At 60.4% G+C, this 16,961-nt stretch carries 13 protein-coding genes; 8 read left to right on the forward strand and 5 right to left on the reverse strand.

Annotation, left to right across the window (positions count from 1 at the left end; all coding sequences use genetic code 11):
* The 5 genes from HMPREF9451_RS02440 to HMPREF9451_RS02460 form a co-directional block, all read left to right on the forward strand.
* The coding region (locus HMPREF9451_RS02440) for an InlB B-repeat-containing protein (RefSeq protein ID WP_009138709.1) at positions 1-2,055 on the forward strand (2,055 nt) is incomplete at its 5' end.
* Positions 2,056-2,073: 18 nt separating this feature from the next.
* Complete coding sequence (locus tag HMPREF9451_RS02445; RefSeq protein ID WP_009138710.1) at positions 2,074-2,895, forward strand: DUF4430 domain-containing protein; 822 nt, start codon at positions 2,074-2,076, stop codon at positions 2,893-2,895.
* Between the two features lie 82 nt (positions 2,896-2,977).
* Positions 2,978-3,844, forward strand: coding sequence for an energy-coupling factor transporter transmembrane component T (locus HMPREF9451_RS02450; RefSeq protein WP_009138711.1), 867 nt, complete (start codon positions 2,978-2,980; stop codon positions 3,842-3,844).
* Positions 3,826-5,355: an ABC transporter ATP-binding protein gene (locus tag HMPREF9451_RS02455; protein WP_009138712.1), complete on the forward strand. Its 1,530-nt coding sequence runs from the start codon at positions 3,826-3,828 to the stop codon at positions 5,353-5,355. Before HMPREF9451_RS02450 ends, HMPREF9451_RS02455 begins: the two co-directional genes overlap by 19 nt.
* On the forward strand, positions 5,352-6,140 hold the full coding sequence (locus tag HMPREF9451_RS02460; protein WP_009138713.1) for a DUF6580 family putative transport protein: 789 nt from the start codon (positions 5,352-5,354) through the stop codon (positions 6,138-6,140). The genes HMPREF9451_RS02455 and HMPREF9451_RS02460 overlap by 4 nt, the downstream gene beginning before the upstream one ends.
* 153 nt (positions 6,141-6,293) lie before the next feature.
* On the opposite strand, the gene HMPREF9451_RS02465 is transcribed toward HMPREF9451_RS02460, so the two are convergent.
* A complete protein-coding gene (locus HMPREF9451_RS02465; RefSeq protein WP_009138714.1) occupies positions 6,294-7,574 on the reverse strand; it encodes an O-acetylhomoserine aminocarboxypropyltransferase/cysteine synthase family protein in 1,281 nt (426 codons plus the stop codon).
* 342 nt (positions 7,575-7,916) lie between these two features.
* Between HMPREF9451_RS02465 and metA the strand changes: the two genes are divergently transcribed.
* Positions 7,917-8,831, forward strand: coding sequence for a homoserine O-acetyltransferase MetA (gene metA / locus HMPREF9451_RS02470; protein ID WP_009138715.1), 915 nt, complete (start codon positions 7,917-7,919; stop codon positions 8,829-8,831).
* A gap of 636 nt (positions 8,832-9,467) precedes the next feature.
* Here the strand turns inward: metA and HMPREF9451_RS02475 are convergent.
* Entirely contained in the window at positions 9,468-10,115 is a 648-nt protein-coding gene (locus HMPREF9451_RS02475) for an alpha/beta hydrolase (RefSeq protein WP_009138716.1), read from the reverse strand.
* A gap of 78 nt (positions 10,116-10,193) precedes the next feature.
* On the opposite strand from HMPREF9451_RS02475, the gene HMPREF9451_RS02480 reads away from it, so the two are divergent.
* Positions 10,194-10,631 carry an acyl-CoA thioesterase gene (locus tag HMPREF9451_RS02480; RefSeq protein WP_009138717.1) on the forward strand — a complete coding sequence of 146 codons (438 nt, stop codon included), beginning with the start codon at positions 10,194-10,196 and terminating at the stop codon, positions 10,629-10,631.
* 24 nt (positions 10,632-10,655) lie between these two features.
* Here HMPREF9451_RS02480 and HMPREF9451_RS02485 read toward each other — a convergent pair whose 3' ends face one another.
* Positions 10,656-12,026, reverse strand: a complete 1,371-nt coding sequence (locus tag HMPREF9451_RS02485; protein ID WP_009138718.1) for an aldehyde dehydrogenase — start codon at positions 12,024-12,026, stop codon at positions 10,656-10,658.
* Between the two features lie 42 nt (positions 12,027-12,068).
* Positions 12,069-12,842, reverse strand: a complete 774-nt coding sequence (locus HMPREF9451_RS02490; RefSeq protein ID WP_009138719.1) for a biosynthetic peptidoglycan transglycosylase — start codon at positions 12,840-12,842, stop codon at positions 12,069-12,071.
* A gap of 126 nt (positions 12,843-12,968) precedes the next feature.
* On the opposite strand from HMPREF9451_RS02490, the gene HMPREF9451_RS02495 reads away from it, so the two are divergent.
* The gene (locus tag HMPREF9451_RS02495; RefSeq protein ID WP_009138720.1) at positions 12,969-14,861 is read left to right on the forward strand and encodes an ABC-F family ATP-binding cassette domain-containing protein; all 1,893 of its coding nucleotides are present in this window, start codon (positions 12,969-12,971) and stop codon (positions 14,859-14,861) included.
* A gap of 193 nt (positions 14,862-15,054) precedes the next feature.
* On the opposite strand, the gene HMPREF9451_RS02500 is transcribed toward HMPREF9451_RS02495, so the two are convergent.
* Positions 15,055-16,806 carry an ATP-binding cassette domain-containing protein gene (locus HMPREF9451_RS02500; RefSeq protein ID WP_009138721.1) on the reverse strand — a complete coding sequence of 584 codons (1,752 nt, stop codon included), beginning with the start codon at positions 16,804-16,806 and terminating at the stop codon, positions 15,055-15,057.
* Between the last annotated feature and the right edge of the window lie 155 nt (positions 16,807-16,961).

Consider the following 16,961-nt stretch of genomic DNA (forward strand, 5'->3'; position numbering starts at 1 on the left):
ACCTCGCCCTACGACGGCCGCGTGCTCGGCTGGGACGAGGCGACGGGCAGGTACTGGCAGCTGTTCGTCAACGGCGAGGCCTCCAGCGTGGGCGCCTCGAGCGTCAATTTGCGCGCGGGCGATACGGTTATGTGGTATTACGCTGCCGATGGCGCGTCGCTTCCTTCCGAGGGAGACACGACCAATCCGGATGCCGAGCGTCCTGAACTCGATGCCGACTGGCCAGGTTTCGCGGGCGGCTCTGCCGGCGCGACGGTGACCACCCCCACGCCGACCGAGGCGGCAGACCTTGCGTGGAAGTACGACTTTAAAGATGGTGCATCCTGGGCGACCGTTTCCGACCTTCTCGTGGTCGGCGGCGACGTCTACCTCGTTGCATCGGGCAAAATCCAGCGTATCGACGGCGATACCGGCAAACCTGTCGCGACCACGCCGACCGGCGAGGACACGCAGTACATCTGCCGTCCTGTTTATGCCGACGGACTGATTGTCGTTGCCTACGATGGCGGCAAGCTTGCCGCCTACACCGCCGATACGTTGACGTGCGTGTGGAAGACCGCGTCTTTCGCCCCCGAAGGTTCCGAACGCAAGTACCAGGCCATGTCCTCGCTGACCGTTTCCAACGGTTTCGTCTACGCGATGTTCTCGCCGCAAAACGGCGACAATCCCACCACCGAGGGCGTGATGGTGTGCGTTTCCCTTAAAGACGGATCGACCAAGTGGGTCAAGCGCACCGGAACTGCCGCGCAGGAGAATACGGGCGGTTTCTACTGGGCAGGTGCTGCCGCGTCGGGCGACGACCTTATCGTTGGCGACGATTTCGGCAAAGTCGCGCTCATAGACGGCAAAACCGGCATGGAGCTGTCTTCGGTCACCGTGAGCGGCCCGTGCCGTGCGGGCATCGTTGCCGCCGAGACCTCGAAGGCGGGCGAAGGCAGCTATCTTGCCGTGACCAAGAGCGACGGCGTTCTGCATAAGATCGAGCGCGTCGGCGACGAGTTGAGGCTTGCTGGATCGGTGAAGTTCTCCGCCACGTCGACCTCTACGCCCGCTGTCGTGCAGGGCAAGGCTGTCGTCTGCGGGTCCGATTCGTTGAAATACCCGGTCAACGGTACCATCTCCGTGATCGATATTGCTACGATGACGCTTGAGAAAAGCGTGGTCGCAGGCACGGGCCAGTCTCAGAGCGCTCCTTTGATCTCGGTTCAGGGCGATGGCGTCTATGCGTACTTCACCTGCAACAGCGTGCCGGGCGGCGTGTATCGCTACAAGCTCGGCGACGACGCTGCCGAGCAGCTTTTCGTTCCCGAAGGCGATATGCAGAACTACTGCCTTGCCTCCATTGTGGCCGACGCGGAGGGCAACCTTTACTACACCAACGATTCGGGCACGTTGTTCAAGCTGAGCGCTGCGCCGAGCTTTGCTGTGAGCTTCGAGTCCAACGGAGGATCGGCGGTCTCGACGTTTCGCGTGGCGCAGGGCAAGCCGATGACCCGACCGGGCGACCCGACGCGTGAGGGGCATTTGTTCTTGGGGTGGTTCTCCGACGAACAGCTGACGCAGGCGTGGGACTTCTCCAGGCCCGTCACGGGCGATATGACGTTGTATGCGAAGTGGGGCGAGGATGTGAACGGCGGAGGCGTCAGGCCCCCCATTGATTCCGGCGGGTTGAATCCGCCGTCGTCCCAGGGCGATTCGTCTTCGTCCGCGACATCGCAGTCCGTTTCGCCGTCTCCGTCCTATTCGACGAAGGTGGTGTCCACCTATGGCGTCGTGGCTACGCGCAGCCCTCTTTCTGGGGTGACGCAGTCTAGCGCAGCGCTTGTTGCCGCGGATGACGAGAAGGCTTCTTCCGCGATGCAGGGGAGCGCAAACGACGCCTCTTCGAGCGCGAAAAAGGAATCTCCCGCCGTCGGTTCCGCCTTTGCTACCGCAGCTGATACATCGTCCGCTTCCGCGACGCTCAATCCGTTCGCTGTCGCGGGCATTGCGGTCGGCGTTGTCGCCCTGGCGGGCGTCATGGTGTATTTCGTCGTCGCGCGTCGTCGCGCTTAGCCGGAGGGTGGTCGAGCCATGTCTGATGAAAAAAAGAGCATCCTCGAGTCGGGCGGCGCCAGCGCCTCATCTTCCGACAAGACGGCCCGTATTGCCCCCGGCCTTTCCGCGGCCGCCCCTGCGGCGAAAAAGCCGCTGACGAACACCCAGCGCGTCGTCATGGCCATCGTGTCCGTCGTGGCTGTTGCGATTATCGCGGTATCGGCGTCTTTCCTATTCGTGCCGGGGGAAGAAGCTTTCGATCATGCGGATCTTTTCAAGACGACGCAACAGGCGTCTTCGGACGGGGAAGCTGCCGCTTCCTCGGAACCGGCTTCCGACTCTTCCGAGGATTCCGATGAGGCTTCGTCCGATGACGGTACAGGCGAGGCCTCCGGCGCATCAGGACAGGAGGTGTCGGAGGCTTCCGAGGTGGTGCAGACCGGCACCGAAACGGTGGTTGCGTCCCATGCTGGCGACCAGACGGCGAGCGCCGGCGCCTCCTCTCCGTCCGCCCCGGTTCCGGAGTCCAACCGCGACGTGGTGACCATCACCGTTTCCGTAACGAGCGCGACGGTGGGCAACCCTGTCTCGGCGGGTCCTATGCAGTTCACCTTTGAACGCGGGGCGACGGCGCTCGATGCATTGGTGGCGACGGGGTTGTCCGTCAACGCGAGCAGCTCGCCTTTCGGAGGGTCCTATGTAAGCGCCATCGGCGGTCTTGCCGAGGATACCTCCAAGGGCGCATGGGGCTGGAAATACTCCGTAAACGGCGTGGATCCGCAGATGTCTTCCGGGCTGTACACGCTCGGCGACGGCGATGTCGTCGCATGGCGTTATGTGACCGATATCAACGGATAACAGCGCGAAGCCTCGCAAGCGTCCGTCCCGAGAGGGGGCGGGCGCTTTTCCTCATGCGTCGCTCGCTATGACCGGAGGGTTCATGGAAAACGTATTCTCTACTTATCATCCCGCGGTCGCATTCGTCTTTTTAGCATGCGCCCTCGTGTTTTCGATGGCGGCTATGCAGCCGGTATATGTGCTTATCTCGTTCGCGGGTGCGTTCGCCACCTCGTGCGTGACGCGCGGTTTCGGGCGTACGGCCCGTTCGTTGCTTTGGATCGTGCCCATGTGGCTGATCGTCACGGTGGCCAATCCGTTGTTCTCGGCAATGGGGTCGACCGAGGTTTTCCGTTTCGGCCTGTTCGCCGTCTACGCGGAATCCCTGTTTTACGGCGCCTGCTCGGGCGGCATGCTCGCATCGGTGTTTCTGTGGTTTTCGTCTTATTCGGCCTGCATGAACAGCGATCGTTCCTTGGCCTTGTTCGGCAACGTGGCTCCCGTGGTCACGCTGATGATTACGCAGGTCATGCGTCTTGTCCCCCAGTTTCTTTCACGCGGACGCTCGATTGCCCTGATACAAGACGCCGCGAGCGCCGCCGCGCCGCGCACGAAGGGGCAGATGAGGGACGACAGGCTCAGAATCGTCAGCATTCTCATGGGATGGGGCATGGAAGACGGCATCGAGCGCAGCAGTGCCATGCGCGCTCGGGGCTACGACTGCGGCGCGCGTCGCACGACGTATAAGCGCTACCGCCTTGCTGCCAGCGATATGGCAGTTCTCGCGGTGGTTGCTCTGTTCGCGGCGATCAACGCCGTCTTGGCCTACATCGCGTGTTCCCAGTATCAGTTCTATCCGACGGCGAGCGTGTTGGTTGCGTGGTGGGGGTATGTTCCCTATGCGCTCATGATGCTTATTCCCGTCGTGTTGTATGCGAAGGAGTGGTGGCTGTGGCGCTCGTTGAGGTAAACGATTTCTCGTTCGCCTATCCTGCCGATGGAAGCCCGCGCCGGGGTGGCGTGGGCGACCGTGTGTTTGATGGGGTCTCTTTCGAAGTGAATGAAGGGGATTTCTGCGTTTTGGTGGGTTCGACCGGATCTGGCAAAACCACCCTTTTGCGTTCGCTCAAGCCTGAGCTGGCGCCCGAAGGCTCGCGCACGGGGTCTATCGTCGTTGTGGGGAAAAAGGTCGTCGAAGGCGGCGAGATGGTTTCTCCGAAGGATCCGTGCGGTCTTTCTCCCAGAGAGTCGGCTTCTTCTATCGGGTTCGTCACGCAAAGCCCCGAAGCCCAAATCGTGTGCGACACCGTGTGGCACGAGCTCGCGTTCGGCTTGGAGAATCTCGGCGTCGAACAAGACGAGATGCGACGTCGTGTAGCCGAGGTCGCTCATTTCTTCGGGATAGGGCCGTGGGTTCGCTCGTCGGTTGAGGCGTTGTCTGGCGGCCAGAAGCAGCTGGTCAACCTAGCTGCGGTCTTAGCGCTGCGTCCGCGCTTGCTTCTGCTTGACGAGCCGACTTCCCAGCTTGATCCGAACGCGCTCAAGCAATTCCTCTTCATGCTCGGCCGCGTGAACCGTGAGCTGGGCGTTACCATCATCATGGCTACCCACACGCCTGAGGATGTGTCCGCTTACGCGACGCGCACCATAGCCATGGGAAAGATAGGCGATGTCGGCACACGCGAGCAGGTGGAGGCCGCGTTGAACAAGCGCTGGCAAGCTTGGGACGCTGATCTGGCTGGGAAAGACGCGCGAGATGCGCGTTCATGCTGCGTACGCGTACGCGGGGCGATGTTTCGCTATGAAAAGAGCGCGCCGTGGGTGCTGCGTGGGGTTGATTTGCAAGTGCGCCGTGGAAGCGTGCATGCGCTTGTCGGGGGCAACGGCTCGGGCAAGACCACGCTTCTCAAGCTTGTGGCCAAAGTGGGGTCTCCTCAAAGGGGCAGAGTGGAAAACGACCTCGTGGGCGCGCAGGCTCTTCTGCCGCAGGACCCCAAGGCGCTTTTCGTCTGCGACAGCGTCGAAGAGGAGCTTGCGGAATGGCGCGAGCGATGCGGATACGCCCGCGAGGACGAACGCGCGATGCTGCGTCGATTCGGGCTCGAAGGGTGCGAAAAGCGTCATCCGTACGATCTGTCAGGCGGTCAGCAGCAAAAGCTCGCGTTCGCGAAGCTGTTGCTCTGCAAGCCCGAGCTTTTGCTGCTTGACGAGCCCACGAAGGGACTTGATCCCGCATCCTGCGCGGATGTTTCGACCATCGTGCGCGGTCTGGCCGCGGAGGGCTGCACCGTCGTGTTCGTGACGCATGATCTTGATTTCGCGCTGGTGACCGCCGATGAGGTGTCCATGCTTTTCGATGGGGAGACGGCGTGCACCGAAAGCGCCCGCGAATTCTTCGCCAACAACCTGGTATATAGGCCTAATGCTGCATCGCGTCTGTTCGGGACGTTGCTTCGACGGTGGGGGGAGGAATCCGTATGAGGCGCGCGATTAACGTCGTCGTAGAGCTTGTCGCTGTTGTGATGGCCCCGATTGCGCTTATCGCATGCGCAATGACGGGGATCGATCAGGCGGCTTTGTTGAGCATCGTCGTTGCGGTGGCGTCGTTGGTTTTGTTCTTCGCGGGGTATGAGAAAAACGCTCCGCGCTTGCGCGATACTATGCCTGTGGTGGTTCTCGCTGCCCTTGCGGCAGCGGGGCGAATCTTGTTCGCTCCGTTTCCGAGCTTTAAGCCGGTGTCGGCCATCGCCATCATAGCGGGCGCTGCCTTCGGAAGGCGCAGCGGCTTTATGGTGGGGGCGCTTGCGGCGCTGGTCTCGAATTTCTTCTTCGGGCAAGGACCGTGGACCCCTTGGCAGATGTATGGATGGGGGCTCATTGGGTATCTGGGCGGCGTCTTGGCGTCGCTTGGTGTCTTCGACGGTGTGCGTCAGGTGTTCGGTCGCATTCGGGTGGAAGAGGGCGAAAGAGGCGATGCTGCGCCCGTCTCGCGCCACGAGTTCGCGAAGGCTGTTCTGGGCCTTGTCCCTTTGGCTACATGGGGGTTCGTTTCGGGGTATCTCTACGGCTTCGTTCTTAACATCTGGAGCATCGTGGGCTTTTACCATCCGCACTCTATTGGGCAGGCGTTGATTGTGTATGCGGTCGCGCTTCCCTTCGATACCATGCACGCCATATCCACGGTGGTGTTCCTGGTGATTCTGTACGGTCCATGGATGCGCAAGCTTGCGCGCATCAAGAAGAAGTATGCGCTGCTGGGCGGATGATTTTGCCTGTCTCGGGGCAGGGGCGCGCCGTCATTTTGGAGGACGGGTCTGCGGGCGAGCGGTTGCGCTGTTGTCGAAAAGGGGGTCGCGCGACGAAAAACGGGCTCGGCACAATTGCGTGCCGAGCCCGTTTGCGATTTCAGAAAGGGCGCGTTAGAGGCTGGCGAGAGCCTGCTCGACGTCGGCGATCAAATCCTCCGTGGACTCGATGCCGCAGGACAGGCGCACCATGTCCGGCGCGATACCGCACGCCTCAAGCTCGGCGTTGTTCATCTGGCGATGCGTGGCGTTCGCCGGGTGCAGGCAGCAGGTGCGCGCGTCGGCCACGTGCGTGGCGATCTGGGCGATTTTGAGGCTCTTCATGAACTGCTCGGCAGCAGCACGGCCGCCGGTGAAGCCGAAGCTCACCACGCCGCAGGAGCCGTTCGGCAGATACTTCTGGGCGAGGTCGTAGCACGTGTCGTCGGGAAGGCCCGGGTAGCGCACAAAGCGGACCGCCGGGTGGCCGGCGAGGAACTCCGCCATGGCCTGACCGTTCTTGCAGTGCTGCGGCATGCGCACGTGCAGGCTCTCCAGGCCCAGGTTGAGCAGGAAGGCGTTCTGCGGGCTCTGGATGCAGCCGAAGTCGCGCATGAGCTGGGCCGTCGCCTTGGTGATGAAGGCCCCGCCCTGGCCGAACTTCTCAGCGTAGGTCACGCCGTGATAGGTCTCGTCGGGGGTGGTGAGGCCCGGGAACTTGTCGGCATGGGCCATCCAGTCGAAGTTACCCGAGTCCACGATGGCACCGCCTACTGCGGCGCCATGGCCGTCCATGTACTTGGTGGTGGAGTGCGTCACGATGTCGGCGCCCCACTCGATGGGACGGCAGTTGATGGGCGTGGGAAACGTGTTGTCCACGATCAGCGGCACGCCGTGCGCATGAGCTGCGGCGGCGAAGCGCTCGATGTCGAGCACCGCGAGCGCCGGGTTGGCGATGGTCTCGCCGAACACGCACTTGGTGTTGGGGCGAAATGCCGCCTCAAGCTCCTCGTCGCTCGCATCGGGCGCGACGAACGTGCACTCCAAGCCCATGCGGCGCATGGTGTGGGCGAGCAGGTTGTAGGTGCCGCCGTAGATGGCGGAGCTTGCCACCACGTGGTCACCGGCGCCGGCGATGTTGAAGACGGCGAAGAAGTTCGCGGCCTGGCCGGAGCTCGTCAGCATGGCGGCGGTGCCGCCTTCGAGCTCGGCGATTTTCGCGGCCACGGCATCGTTGGTGGGGTTCTGCAGGCGGGTGTAGAAGTAGCCGGACTCTTCCAGGTCGAAGAGCTTGCCCATGTGCTCGGAAGTGTCGTACTTCCAGGTGGTGGATTGGTAGATAGGAATTTGGCGCGGCTGTGCGTCGCCGGGGCGGTAGCCGCCCTGTACGCAGGTGGTGCCGATACGTTCGGTCATGCGATTCCTCTCGTTGTCGTGTGCAGGGCGCTCCGAAAGGAGCGCGTGGATTGTACGCTTCGAGCCATTATAGGGTGAAGGGCCGTTTTTCGGACGGGTCAAGTGTTGCAATTGTGTTGCAAGTTCTTGTCGGGCGGTGCTTTGGCGCGATGCGACCAGAGCCGGCCTTTGACGTCGAAGGCTGATCATGGCGAAGGTGCTTTTCGGCAGACGGCGTTTTTTCGTCTGTATGCGTTTGCGGTTGCCGTACAATATGCGGGCACAGTGCATTTGTGCCGCGCGCGTATTGCGTATCGCGCTGCGGTTTATTTTCGGCACGTTTCAACCAAAGAGGAGCATCCCATGCCAATTCGAATTCCCGACGCATTGCCTGCCACGTCTATTCTCGAGGGCGAGAACATCTTCGTCATGACCGAGCATCGCGCCATGCATCAGGACATTCGTCCGCTGCGCGTACTGCTTCTCAATCTCATGCCCACGAAGATCGTCACCGAGACGCAGATCATGCGCAAGCTTTCCAACACCCCTCTGCAGATCGAGGTCGAGCTTCTGCGCATTGCAAGCCATCAGTCCAAAAACGTTTCCGCCGATCATCTGGAAACGTTCTATCGCACGTTCGACGAGGTGAAGGATTATCGTTACGACGGCATGATCATCACCGGCGCCCCGGTAGAGACTTTGGACTTCGAGACGGTGGATTATTGGCCCGAGCTGGTGAAAATCATGGACTGGAGCCTGACGAATGTCCACAGCGTGTTCCATGTGTGCTGGGGAGCCCAGGCGGCCCTGTATCATCATTACGGCGTACCGAAGCATAACCTTGACGAAAAATGCTTCGGTGTTTTCGAGAACCGCCTGATAAAGCCCTCGTCTCCGTTGGTACGCGGCTTCAACGACGTTTCGATGATGCCCCATTCCCGTCACTCCGAAACGCGCTATGAGGACATCGTCGCCAATCAAAAGCTCGAGGTCATTTCCTATTCCGATGAATGCGGCGTCTCCATTGCCAAGAGCATCGACTCCAAGCATTTCTTCGTGTTCGGCCATCCCGAGTACGACCGCGATACGCTCAAGCTCGAATACGATCGAGACGTGGAGCGCGGGCTGGATATCAAGGTGCCTGTGCACTACTATCCCAATGATGACCCCACAAAGGCCCCGATTGTCTCCTGGCGCGCCGAAGGCCAGCTCATCTATACCAACTGGCTGAACTACTACGTCTACCAGACCACGCCGTACGACCTCGAGGCGCTGTAGATCGAGACCTTGCGGTTTCACCGGGCATGATTGCGGGACTCGAAGCTCTGCGCTTTCGACAGGTTGCGCCGTGCGGTTCGGAATCTAACAATGAGAGCTTATTCTGCGGATTCGCGGGCTTTGCCGCGGGTTCGCAGTTTTATATACACGGTCGCCTTTATATACACGGTCGCGCCTTGCTTTGCGTTTCAAAGATGCGGGGGGTGTGGTTGGGGCGAGCGGTTTGAAGCCGGGCCGAAGGCTTAAGGCGCCCGTCTTCAGAAAAGCGGCTTGCAGCGCGGGGCGATCGTCCATGTCCTCACGAATTGCGGCGCATCTGTCGGAAAATGCACGAAACGCTGGTTGTTTTATCGAAAAACGCACGAAACGTATCAAGATGAGAAAATCTAAATGCTTTTCTTAATGAGATAATCAACACACAACTAAGATATGTAGAGAAACTAGCCCATTCTCTTTATGACAGGATTGTTTCGGGGAATCCGCTGATACGTTTCGTGGGTTTTGCGAGTGTCGGCATCGGTTTTCGTGCAGTTTAACTGCGGCGGGTTGTTTTCTGGTTGGGACGGCATCGCCTGGCGCCTAGTTCGCGTGGCGTCACGGGCGGTGCTGTCCTATGGTGCAGAATGCTCACGCTGGTTATTGCCGATCGGCGCTCGCCGCCGCATCAAAGGCATTGGCAAAGGCCTCCTGCTGCTCATCGGCAGATATCGCTGCCTCGCCGTCGCCTTTCTGTGGACCGTAGGCTCCGAATCCGGCATGGTTGCCACCCTCGATGACGACGGTTTTCGCATTGGCTGGAAGCTTGCTTGCGTTTTCAGCCAGTGATTCGCGGTTCAAAACGAGGTCCTGCGAGCCGTAGACCGAAAGCGCACGCAAGCTCGTTTCCGAAAGGTCGCTTGCGGGGTAGGAGGCAAGAAGCGCTATGCCTTCCAAAGCATCGGCATGGTTCGCTGCGTACTGAGCGGCGGCGTCGCCGCCGAGCGAGTGACCCGCAATCCACCATGCATCGGTTTGCGGGTAGTTGTTTATGATGCCTGAAGCGGCATCGATGCCGAAAAAAGCCAGGTTGAAAGGCATTTTCGCGATTACGCAGATATATCCTCGCTCGGCGATCTTTTCCGCCAAGGGGACGTAGGCGTGAGGGTCTACTTTTGCGCCGGGATACAGGATCAGTCCAGCTTCGGCCGAGTGCTTGGTATGCGGCGGTGCGCCTCGCTTTGGTTCGTGCTTTTTCCTTTGCGGCAAGCGCTTGGCGGCAGGTATCAGTATACGCGGTGGTATCATCGCCGCTGTGAAACGATGCGTCTGCGGGCGCGATTCAAAGGGACATAGGAAGCGAAGAGCTGGAGAAACGGAGAGAAAATGATTTCCGAGAGCAGGATTCGAGTTCGTTATGCCGAGACCGACCGGATGGGTATTGTGTATCACGCAAACTATCTGGTGTGGTTCGAAATCGCCCGCTCCGAGTTCCTCGAGAAGCTTGGCTTTTCCTACGAAGAGATGGAAAAGGCGGGCTATATGTCTCCCGTTGCTGACGTGCAGCTTTCCTACGGCATGCCGCTGACATACGGCGATACGGCCATCGTGCGCACGCGCGTGACGAAGCTGACTCCGGCTAAAACGGTGTATTCGTACGAGGTGTACAAGGACGGCCAGGCTGTCGGTGTGGACAAGCCGTGCTGCACCGGCTCGTCCACGCATTGCCTCGTAAGCGCCGAAAGCTTCAAGCCGGTGAATCAGAAACGCATCATGCCGGAGTTGTACGCCGCGTATCTGGAAGCCTTGGAGGCCGACGAATAATCTCGCTTGCGACGAACGGGACTCTTAGCGCAGCACACTGCGGATGATGCGCTCTTTCAAGCGCGAGTACGGCTGGTAGCGCAACGGCACGTCGACGCTGCTGCATTTATGCAGAATGCTTTTGCGGTGGCTGAACGTGTCGAAGCTGTCTTTGCCGTGATAGCTTCCCATGCCGCTTTCGCCAACGCCGCCGAATCCCATGTTGGATGTGGCGAGGTGCATGACCGTGTCGTTGATGCAGCCTCCTCCGAACGAAACGGTGCGTACGATTCGATCCTGCAGCGCGCGGTCTTCGGTGAACAGATAGAGCGCCAAAGGCTTCGGGCGCGCCTTGACGAACGCCTCCGCCTCGGCCATATTCTCCACGACGAGCACGGGGAGCACGGGTCCGAAAATCTCCTCGCTCATAACGGCGTCTTCCGCATCGACATAATCCATGATGGTGGGCTCGATGCGCAGATCTTCTACGCAGTGCGTGCCTCCGTATACGGTTTTGGCGGGCTCGATCAGCGAGAGGATACGATCGAAATGCTTGCGGTTTACGATGCGCCCGTAATTGCGGTTAAGCAACGCATCGGATCCGTACATTTTTGCGGTGTATCCTCCCAGCAAGGCAACGAATTCGTCATGTACGTCGCGCTCCACGAGCACGTAGTCGGGTGCGACGCACGTCTGCCCGCAATTGAGGAACTTCCCGAATGCGATGCGTCGTGCGGCGAGCGCGAGATTGGCGTCCGCAGCGATGATGCAGGGGCTTTTTCCTCCCAGCTCGAGAGAGACGGGGGTCAGGTTTTCCGCCGCCTTGCGCATGACGAGCTTGCCGACGGCGGGGCTCCCGGTGAAGAAGATGTAGTCGAATCTCTGGTCGAGCAGCGCTTCGTTGGCGGCGCGGCCTCCTTCGATTGCCGTCACGTATGACGAATCGAATGCGGCCTCGATGATTTCGGCCACCACGCGGCTTGTGGCGGGAGTGTACGCGCTCGGCTTGACGACGCAGCAATTGCCGGCCGCAATCGCTCCGATGAGCGGCTCCATGCAGAGCATGAAGGGGTAGTTCCAAGGAGCCATGACCAACACGACGCCATACGGCTCGGCTATGGTGAAGCTGCGTGCGGGGAAGTTGCCCACATCGGTGCGCACGCGCTTCGGGGCGGCCCATTCCCGTATGTGCGCTATGTGGTGGCGAAGCTCGGAAAGTACGAGCCCTATTTCGCACATGTAGCTTTCCTGCGATGATTTTCCCAGGTCAGAGGCAAGAGCATCGATGATACGGCGTTCCGATCGCTTGATTTCGGAGCGAAGCCGACAGAGCGCGTCTATGCGTGCATCCACGCTCAAGGTTTCTCCCGTGTCGAAGTAGGCACGTTGTTGCCTCACGATGGCTTTGGTGTCCATAGCTGCTCCTCCTTGCCGTTTGACAGCATTATAGTTCTCGTTCTACGCCCAGGGCGATTCGTTTGCCTGGGCCGCTATGGCGTTCGCATCTTCCTGTGTGATCGCGTGGTATTTCACCATTTGCTCGAGCACCTGCTGCTGGCGCTGGCATGCCAGGTCGTAATTCACGGTGGGGGCGTATACGCTGGGGGCGTTCGGCGTGCCGGCAAGCATGGTGCTTTCCCAGTCGTTCATGGTGCCGGGCGCCTTGCCCAGGTATCCTTGACAGGCCGGGCCGATGCCATAGAGGCCTTCGCCGAAATAGATTGAATTCACGTAGAGCTCTAAAATACGGTCTTTGTCCAGGGCGCGTTCGATATCAAACGCCATGAACACCTCCGCGATTTTTCGCTCCACGACTTGCTCCTGGGAGAAAAACTCGTTTTTCGCCAGCTGCTGCGTGATGGTCGAGCCGCCTTCGACGATCGCTCCTGCCCGCAAGTCGTTGAACAGCGCACGACTTGTGGCGAGCGCGTCGAATCCGGGGTGTTGGTAGAAACGGTGGTCTTCGACGGATACGACTGCCGCCAGGTATGTCTCGGGGAGCTCCTCGAGCGGCGTGAAGCCGGCGCGCGATTCGATGTCTGTAACCATGTCCGCGACGCTTTTCTCCTGCGCGGCGTTGTTATAGAGCGCGTATCCTCGCACGACGAAATACGCTGCTGCCGCCACAAGGCCCGCAAGCAGGGCGATGAGCGTCCATTTGACGATGCTCCCCAGAACGCGAAGCACGATGGGCGGTTTCGAGATGTCGTTGGTGTAGGCGGCTCTTCTCATGGCGTTCCTCCTTGAATTCTCCTTCCAGTATGACCGATCGCGCTGTCCCGAGCTTGACGGGCGGGTAGCGGCTTGGTGACAAAGACGGCAGCAAGGTGACGAAACGAACGCGCCGAGCCTGGTACAATGGCTGGATGCATCATTGGCTCAACGCAATTTCGATATACGAGGCAGGCGAAGTACGTGGCATTTCTGTTCGGATGCGAAGGCATCCATCTTGAATATCCGGCAAAGACGGTTCTCGACAACGTGGCGCTCGGCGTCCATGAAGGCGATCGCATAGGCATCGTGGGCCAAAACGGCGACGGCAAATCCACGCTGCTCGGCGTGCTGGCGGGCCTGGTCGAGCCCGACGACGGTCTGGTTCGTCATACGCGCGGCCTGCGCATCGGCATGCTTGGTCAGCGCGATTCGCTCGAAGACGAAGCGAGCGTCGAATACGCGGTGGTGGGGGACACCCCCGAATACGTCTGGGCGGGCGATCCGCGCGTGCGCGAGGTTATTTCAGCGCTGATTGCGGATATCGCATGGGATGCCAAGGTGAAGACGCTTTCGGGCGGTCAGCGTCGTCGCGTGGACCTTGCTCGTCTTCTCGTGGGCGATTGGGACGTGCTCATGCTCGACGAGCCGACAAACCACCTGGACATGCACGCTATTGCATGGCTTGCGGCGTATTTGAACCGTCGTTGGCCGAAGGGTACCGGAGCGCTTTTGACGGTCACGCACGATCGCTGGTTCCTCGATGAGGTGGCCAATGCCATGTGGGAGGTGCACGACGGCCTGGTCGATCCGTTCGAGGGCGGATATTCCGCCTACGTTTTGCAGCGCGTGGAACGCGACCGCGTAGCGCAGGTAACCGAGCAGAAGCGCAAGAACCTCATGCGCAAAGAGCTCGCATGGCTTTCCCGCGGTGCTCGCGCCCGTTCCACCAAGCCGAAGTTTCATATGGCGCTGGCCCAGGAGCTTATTGCCGAAGAGCCGCCCGTGCGTAACACGCTCGAGCTGCGGGCTATGGCCATGCAGCGCCTGGGCAAGCAGTGCGTGGAGCTGACTCGCGTGACCGAGCGTTTCGGGGACCGCACGGTGCTCGACAATGTGGACTGGATCATCGGGCCGGGCGACCGCATCGGCGTGCTTGGCGAAAACGGCGCCGGCAAGACCACGTTGCTCAAGATCATCCAGGGCGCGCTCAAGCCCACTTTCGGATTCGTGAAAATAGGCAAAACGGTCAAATTCGCCGTGCTTTCCCAGCGCTTGGACGAACTCGAGGAAATGAGCAAGTATCGCGTGACGGAAGTGCTTTCGCGCTATCGCACGCGCGTCGTGCTCGACGGCAAGGAGACCACGCCGGCGAAGCTCCTTGAGCGCCTGGGCTTTTCGTCTCGCCACCTGTACACGCGCATCTGCGATTTGTCGGGCGGCCAGAAGCGCAGGTTGCAGCTTCTGCTCATCCTTTTGGACGAGCCGAACGTGCTCATTCTCGACGAGCCGGGAAACGACCTCGATACCGATATGCTTGCGGTGCTCGAGGACTTGCTGGACACCTGGGCGGGCACGCTTGTCATGGTGACGCACGACCGCTACCTCATGGAGCGCGTCACCGACGATCAGTATGCGCTCGTAGGCGGCAAGCTTCGCCATTGCCCGCGCGGCGTTGACGAATATCTCGAGCTGCTTGACGAGCGCAATCGGTCCGCGGCATCCGGGCGAACGTTCGCCGACGTGACGGGGCAGGGAGCGGCGGCCCAGGCTCAGCAGGGCGCTTCTTCGAAGGCTTCCGATTCTGGCTACACCAACGCGGAATTGCGCGAGATGAAAAAGCGCTTGGCAAGCCTCAATAAGAAAATGGGCACGGCTGCTCGCAAGGTGGAGGACAAGCAGGCCGAGATGGACGGCGCCGATCCCACCGATTTCGTGCGTTTGGGCGAGCTGCAGGCGGAGCTCGATGAGCTGCGCGCGGCGAAAGAGGCGCTCGAGGACGAGTGGCTCGAGCTTGCCGATGCGCTCGGCGTGGAGTAGCGAGTCGTGTCTTTTGCCGGAGAAGCCGAGACTTAGGGTGTCTGCGGGTCAAAATGCGCCAAAACACGTTCTGGCACTCGCATATTGCACGAAACGTATCAATCGGATGTCGCTTCCTGGGCAATTCATGCAAGATAATCTACACTAACGCATATTCTGTCCAGTAATTTTGGGATTGGAAGCGCATGTTGCCCTAATCTTGAAGGGTATTTGATATGTTTCGTGAGTTTTGCGAGTGTCGGGGAGCCGTTTCGTGCATTTTGCGTCTGCGAGGACTCGGCGCTCCGTGAAAACAAGGAGTTTGCGGGTTTGCTAAGAACCTGCAGATAAGAAGCCGCTGCCTGGGGTGCCGGACGCGACGCGAACCGAGGGCGACGCCCGGATACGCACAGGGGCTGACGCCTGGGCCTGGGCGCGGCGTCGAATCCGTCGCCCAGGCGATGTTCCAGGAAATATGGCAGCGCGACTCGTCCCCTTCGCGTTCGATATGAATGCGTCTTGTGCATACCGTCTCCAGGAAGCGCTCGTCGTGGCTTACGGCAACGACCGCTCCGGGGTACTGCGCCAGCGCCCGTTCGAGCGCTCCAATGGAGTGTATGTCAAGATGGTTGGTGGGCTCGTCCGCCGCAATGAGCGCGACGCCGTCGACGATGCCGCAAGCTATAGCGAGCTTTCTCAGCTCTCCCGGGCTGGTCTGCTCGCCTTCGAGGATGCGATCGGGGTTTGAATTGAGGCGGGCGACAATGGAGAGGATGCGCCCCTTTATCTCGGAGGATTCCTTGCGCACTCTGCGTACGAGCCGGTGCGCTTTGTCGGGCGTGTATTCTTGAGGCACGAATAGGGCGGGGATATCGGAATCAATGCGGCTGATCAGATATTTCATCAGCGTCGTTTTGCCGCTTCCGTTTTTCCCGCTGATTCCCACGTGGTCCGTATTGTCCACGTGGAACCGGGGCACGTGCAGCTTCGCCTGCGGCCCGCATGTTATCGATGCCTCTTCTACGCGCAGCAGGGTTTTGCGCGGGTGGGGCTGCATGTCGAAGGCTATGTCTCCTTCGTAGCGTTTTTCCGTGCGTGTACGTGAAAGGTCTGCTCGAGCTCGCTCAAGCCGCCCGCTCATTGCGTTTGCGAGCGCCCCGGCTTTTCCGTCCTGGTCCGCGTATACCGCCAGCCGTCGTTTTTCGCGTCCGTCGGAATCATGCTTGTCGAGTGTGCGGCCGCTGCGGTGTTTCGCCGTCCTGGACGCCTCTTCTGCGCGGCGGATATGTTCGCGCTGCAATGCCGCGACGGTTTTTCTCGCTTTCTCATTGGCGCGCTGCGAGCAAAGAAGCTCCCGTTTGCGCTGTTCCGAGGCGTTGTCGTAGGTTCCGGGCCTCATGACGAAATGTCTGTTCTCAAAGCAAAGACATCGATTCGGAAGAGAGCCTATCAGGCGGCGGTCGTGTGAGATGACGATGCCTATGCCCGAAAACGCTTGCAGCGCCTCAAGGATGCGTTCACGGCAGGTCGCATCGACGTGGTTGGTGGGCTCGTCGAGGACAAGGAGCGAAGGGCTGCTCCAAAGCGCCGCGGCAATCTGGATTTTCTTCGGTTCGCCGCCGCTGAGCGAACCGAAGCGCCAAAGGGCGTCGTCGGGAATTTCAAGGGCGGTGCGCAAGCGTGTTGCCTCGGGGGAGAAATCGCATGCGAAATCGTACAGCAGCGAGGGCTCGATACGCGGGTCTTGCTCGCAATATGCGAAGGAAAGGCGTGCTGAAATGCTGCCTTTGTCGGGTGTTTCCAAGCCGCAGGCGATGCGGGCGAGCGTGGTCTTGCCGCATCCGTTATCGCCTACGATGGCGGTCCAACCTTGCGCGAAGGCGGCGGACAAATCGGTGAGAACGGCGCGTGCGGCCTGCGGATAGGTGAACGAAACACGGGATAGTGTGAGTGTTTGCCGTGCCATAAGGCGGCCTCCTGTCGTGAGAGGTCGCGCATGGGGGGAGCGTGCTTTTCGGTCGCGGAGGACGCGCGCGGGGTGTGGAGATGCGCGTGTGGAGCCGACGCGCAAGGCCGACGTGCGGGAGCGACGCGCAAGGCCGACGTGCGGGGGTCCCGCGA

Source organism: Slackia piriformis YIT 12062, from assembly GCF_000296445.1.
In the GTDB taxonomy this organism is placed as follows: Bacteria; Actinomycetota; Coriobacteriia; order Coriobacteriales; family Eggerthellaceae; genus Slackia; species Slackia piriformis.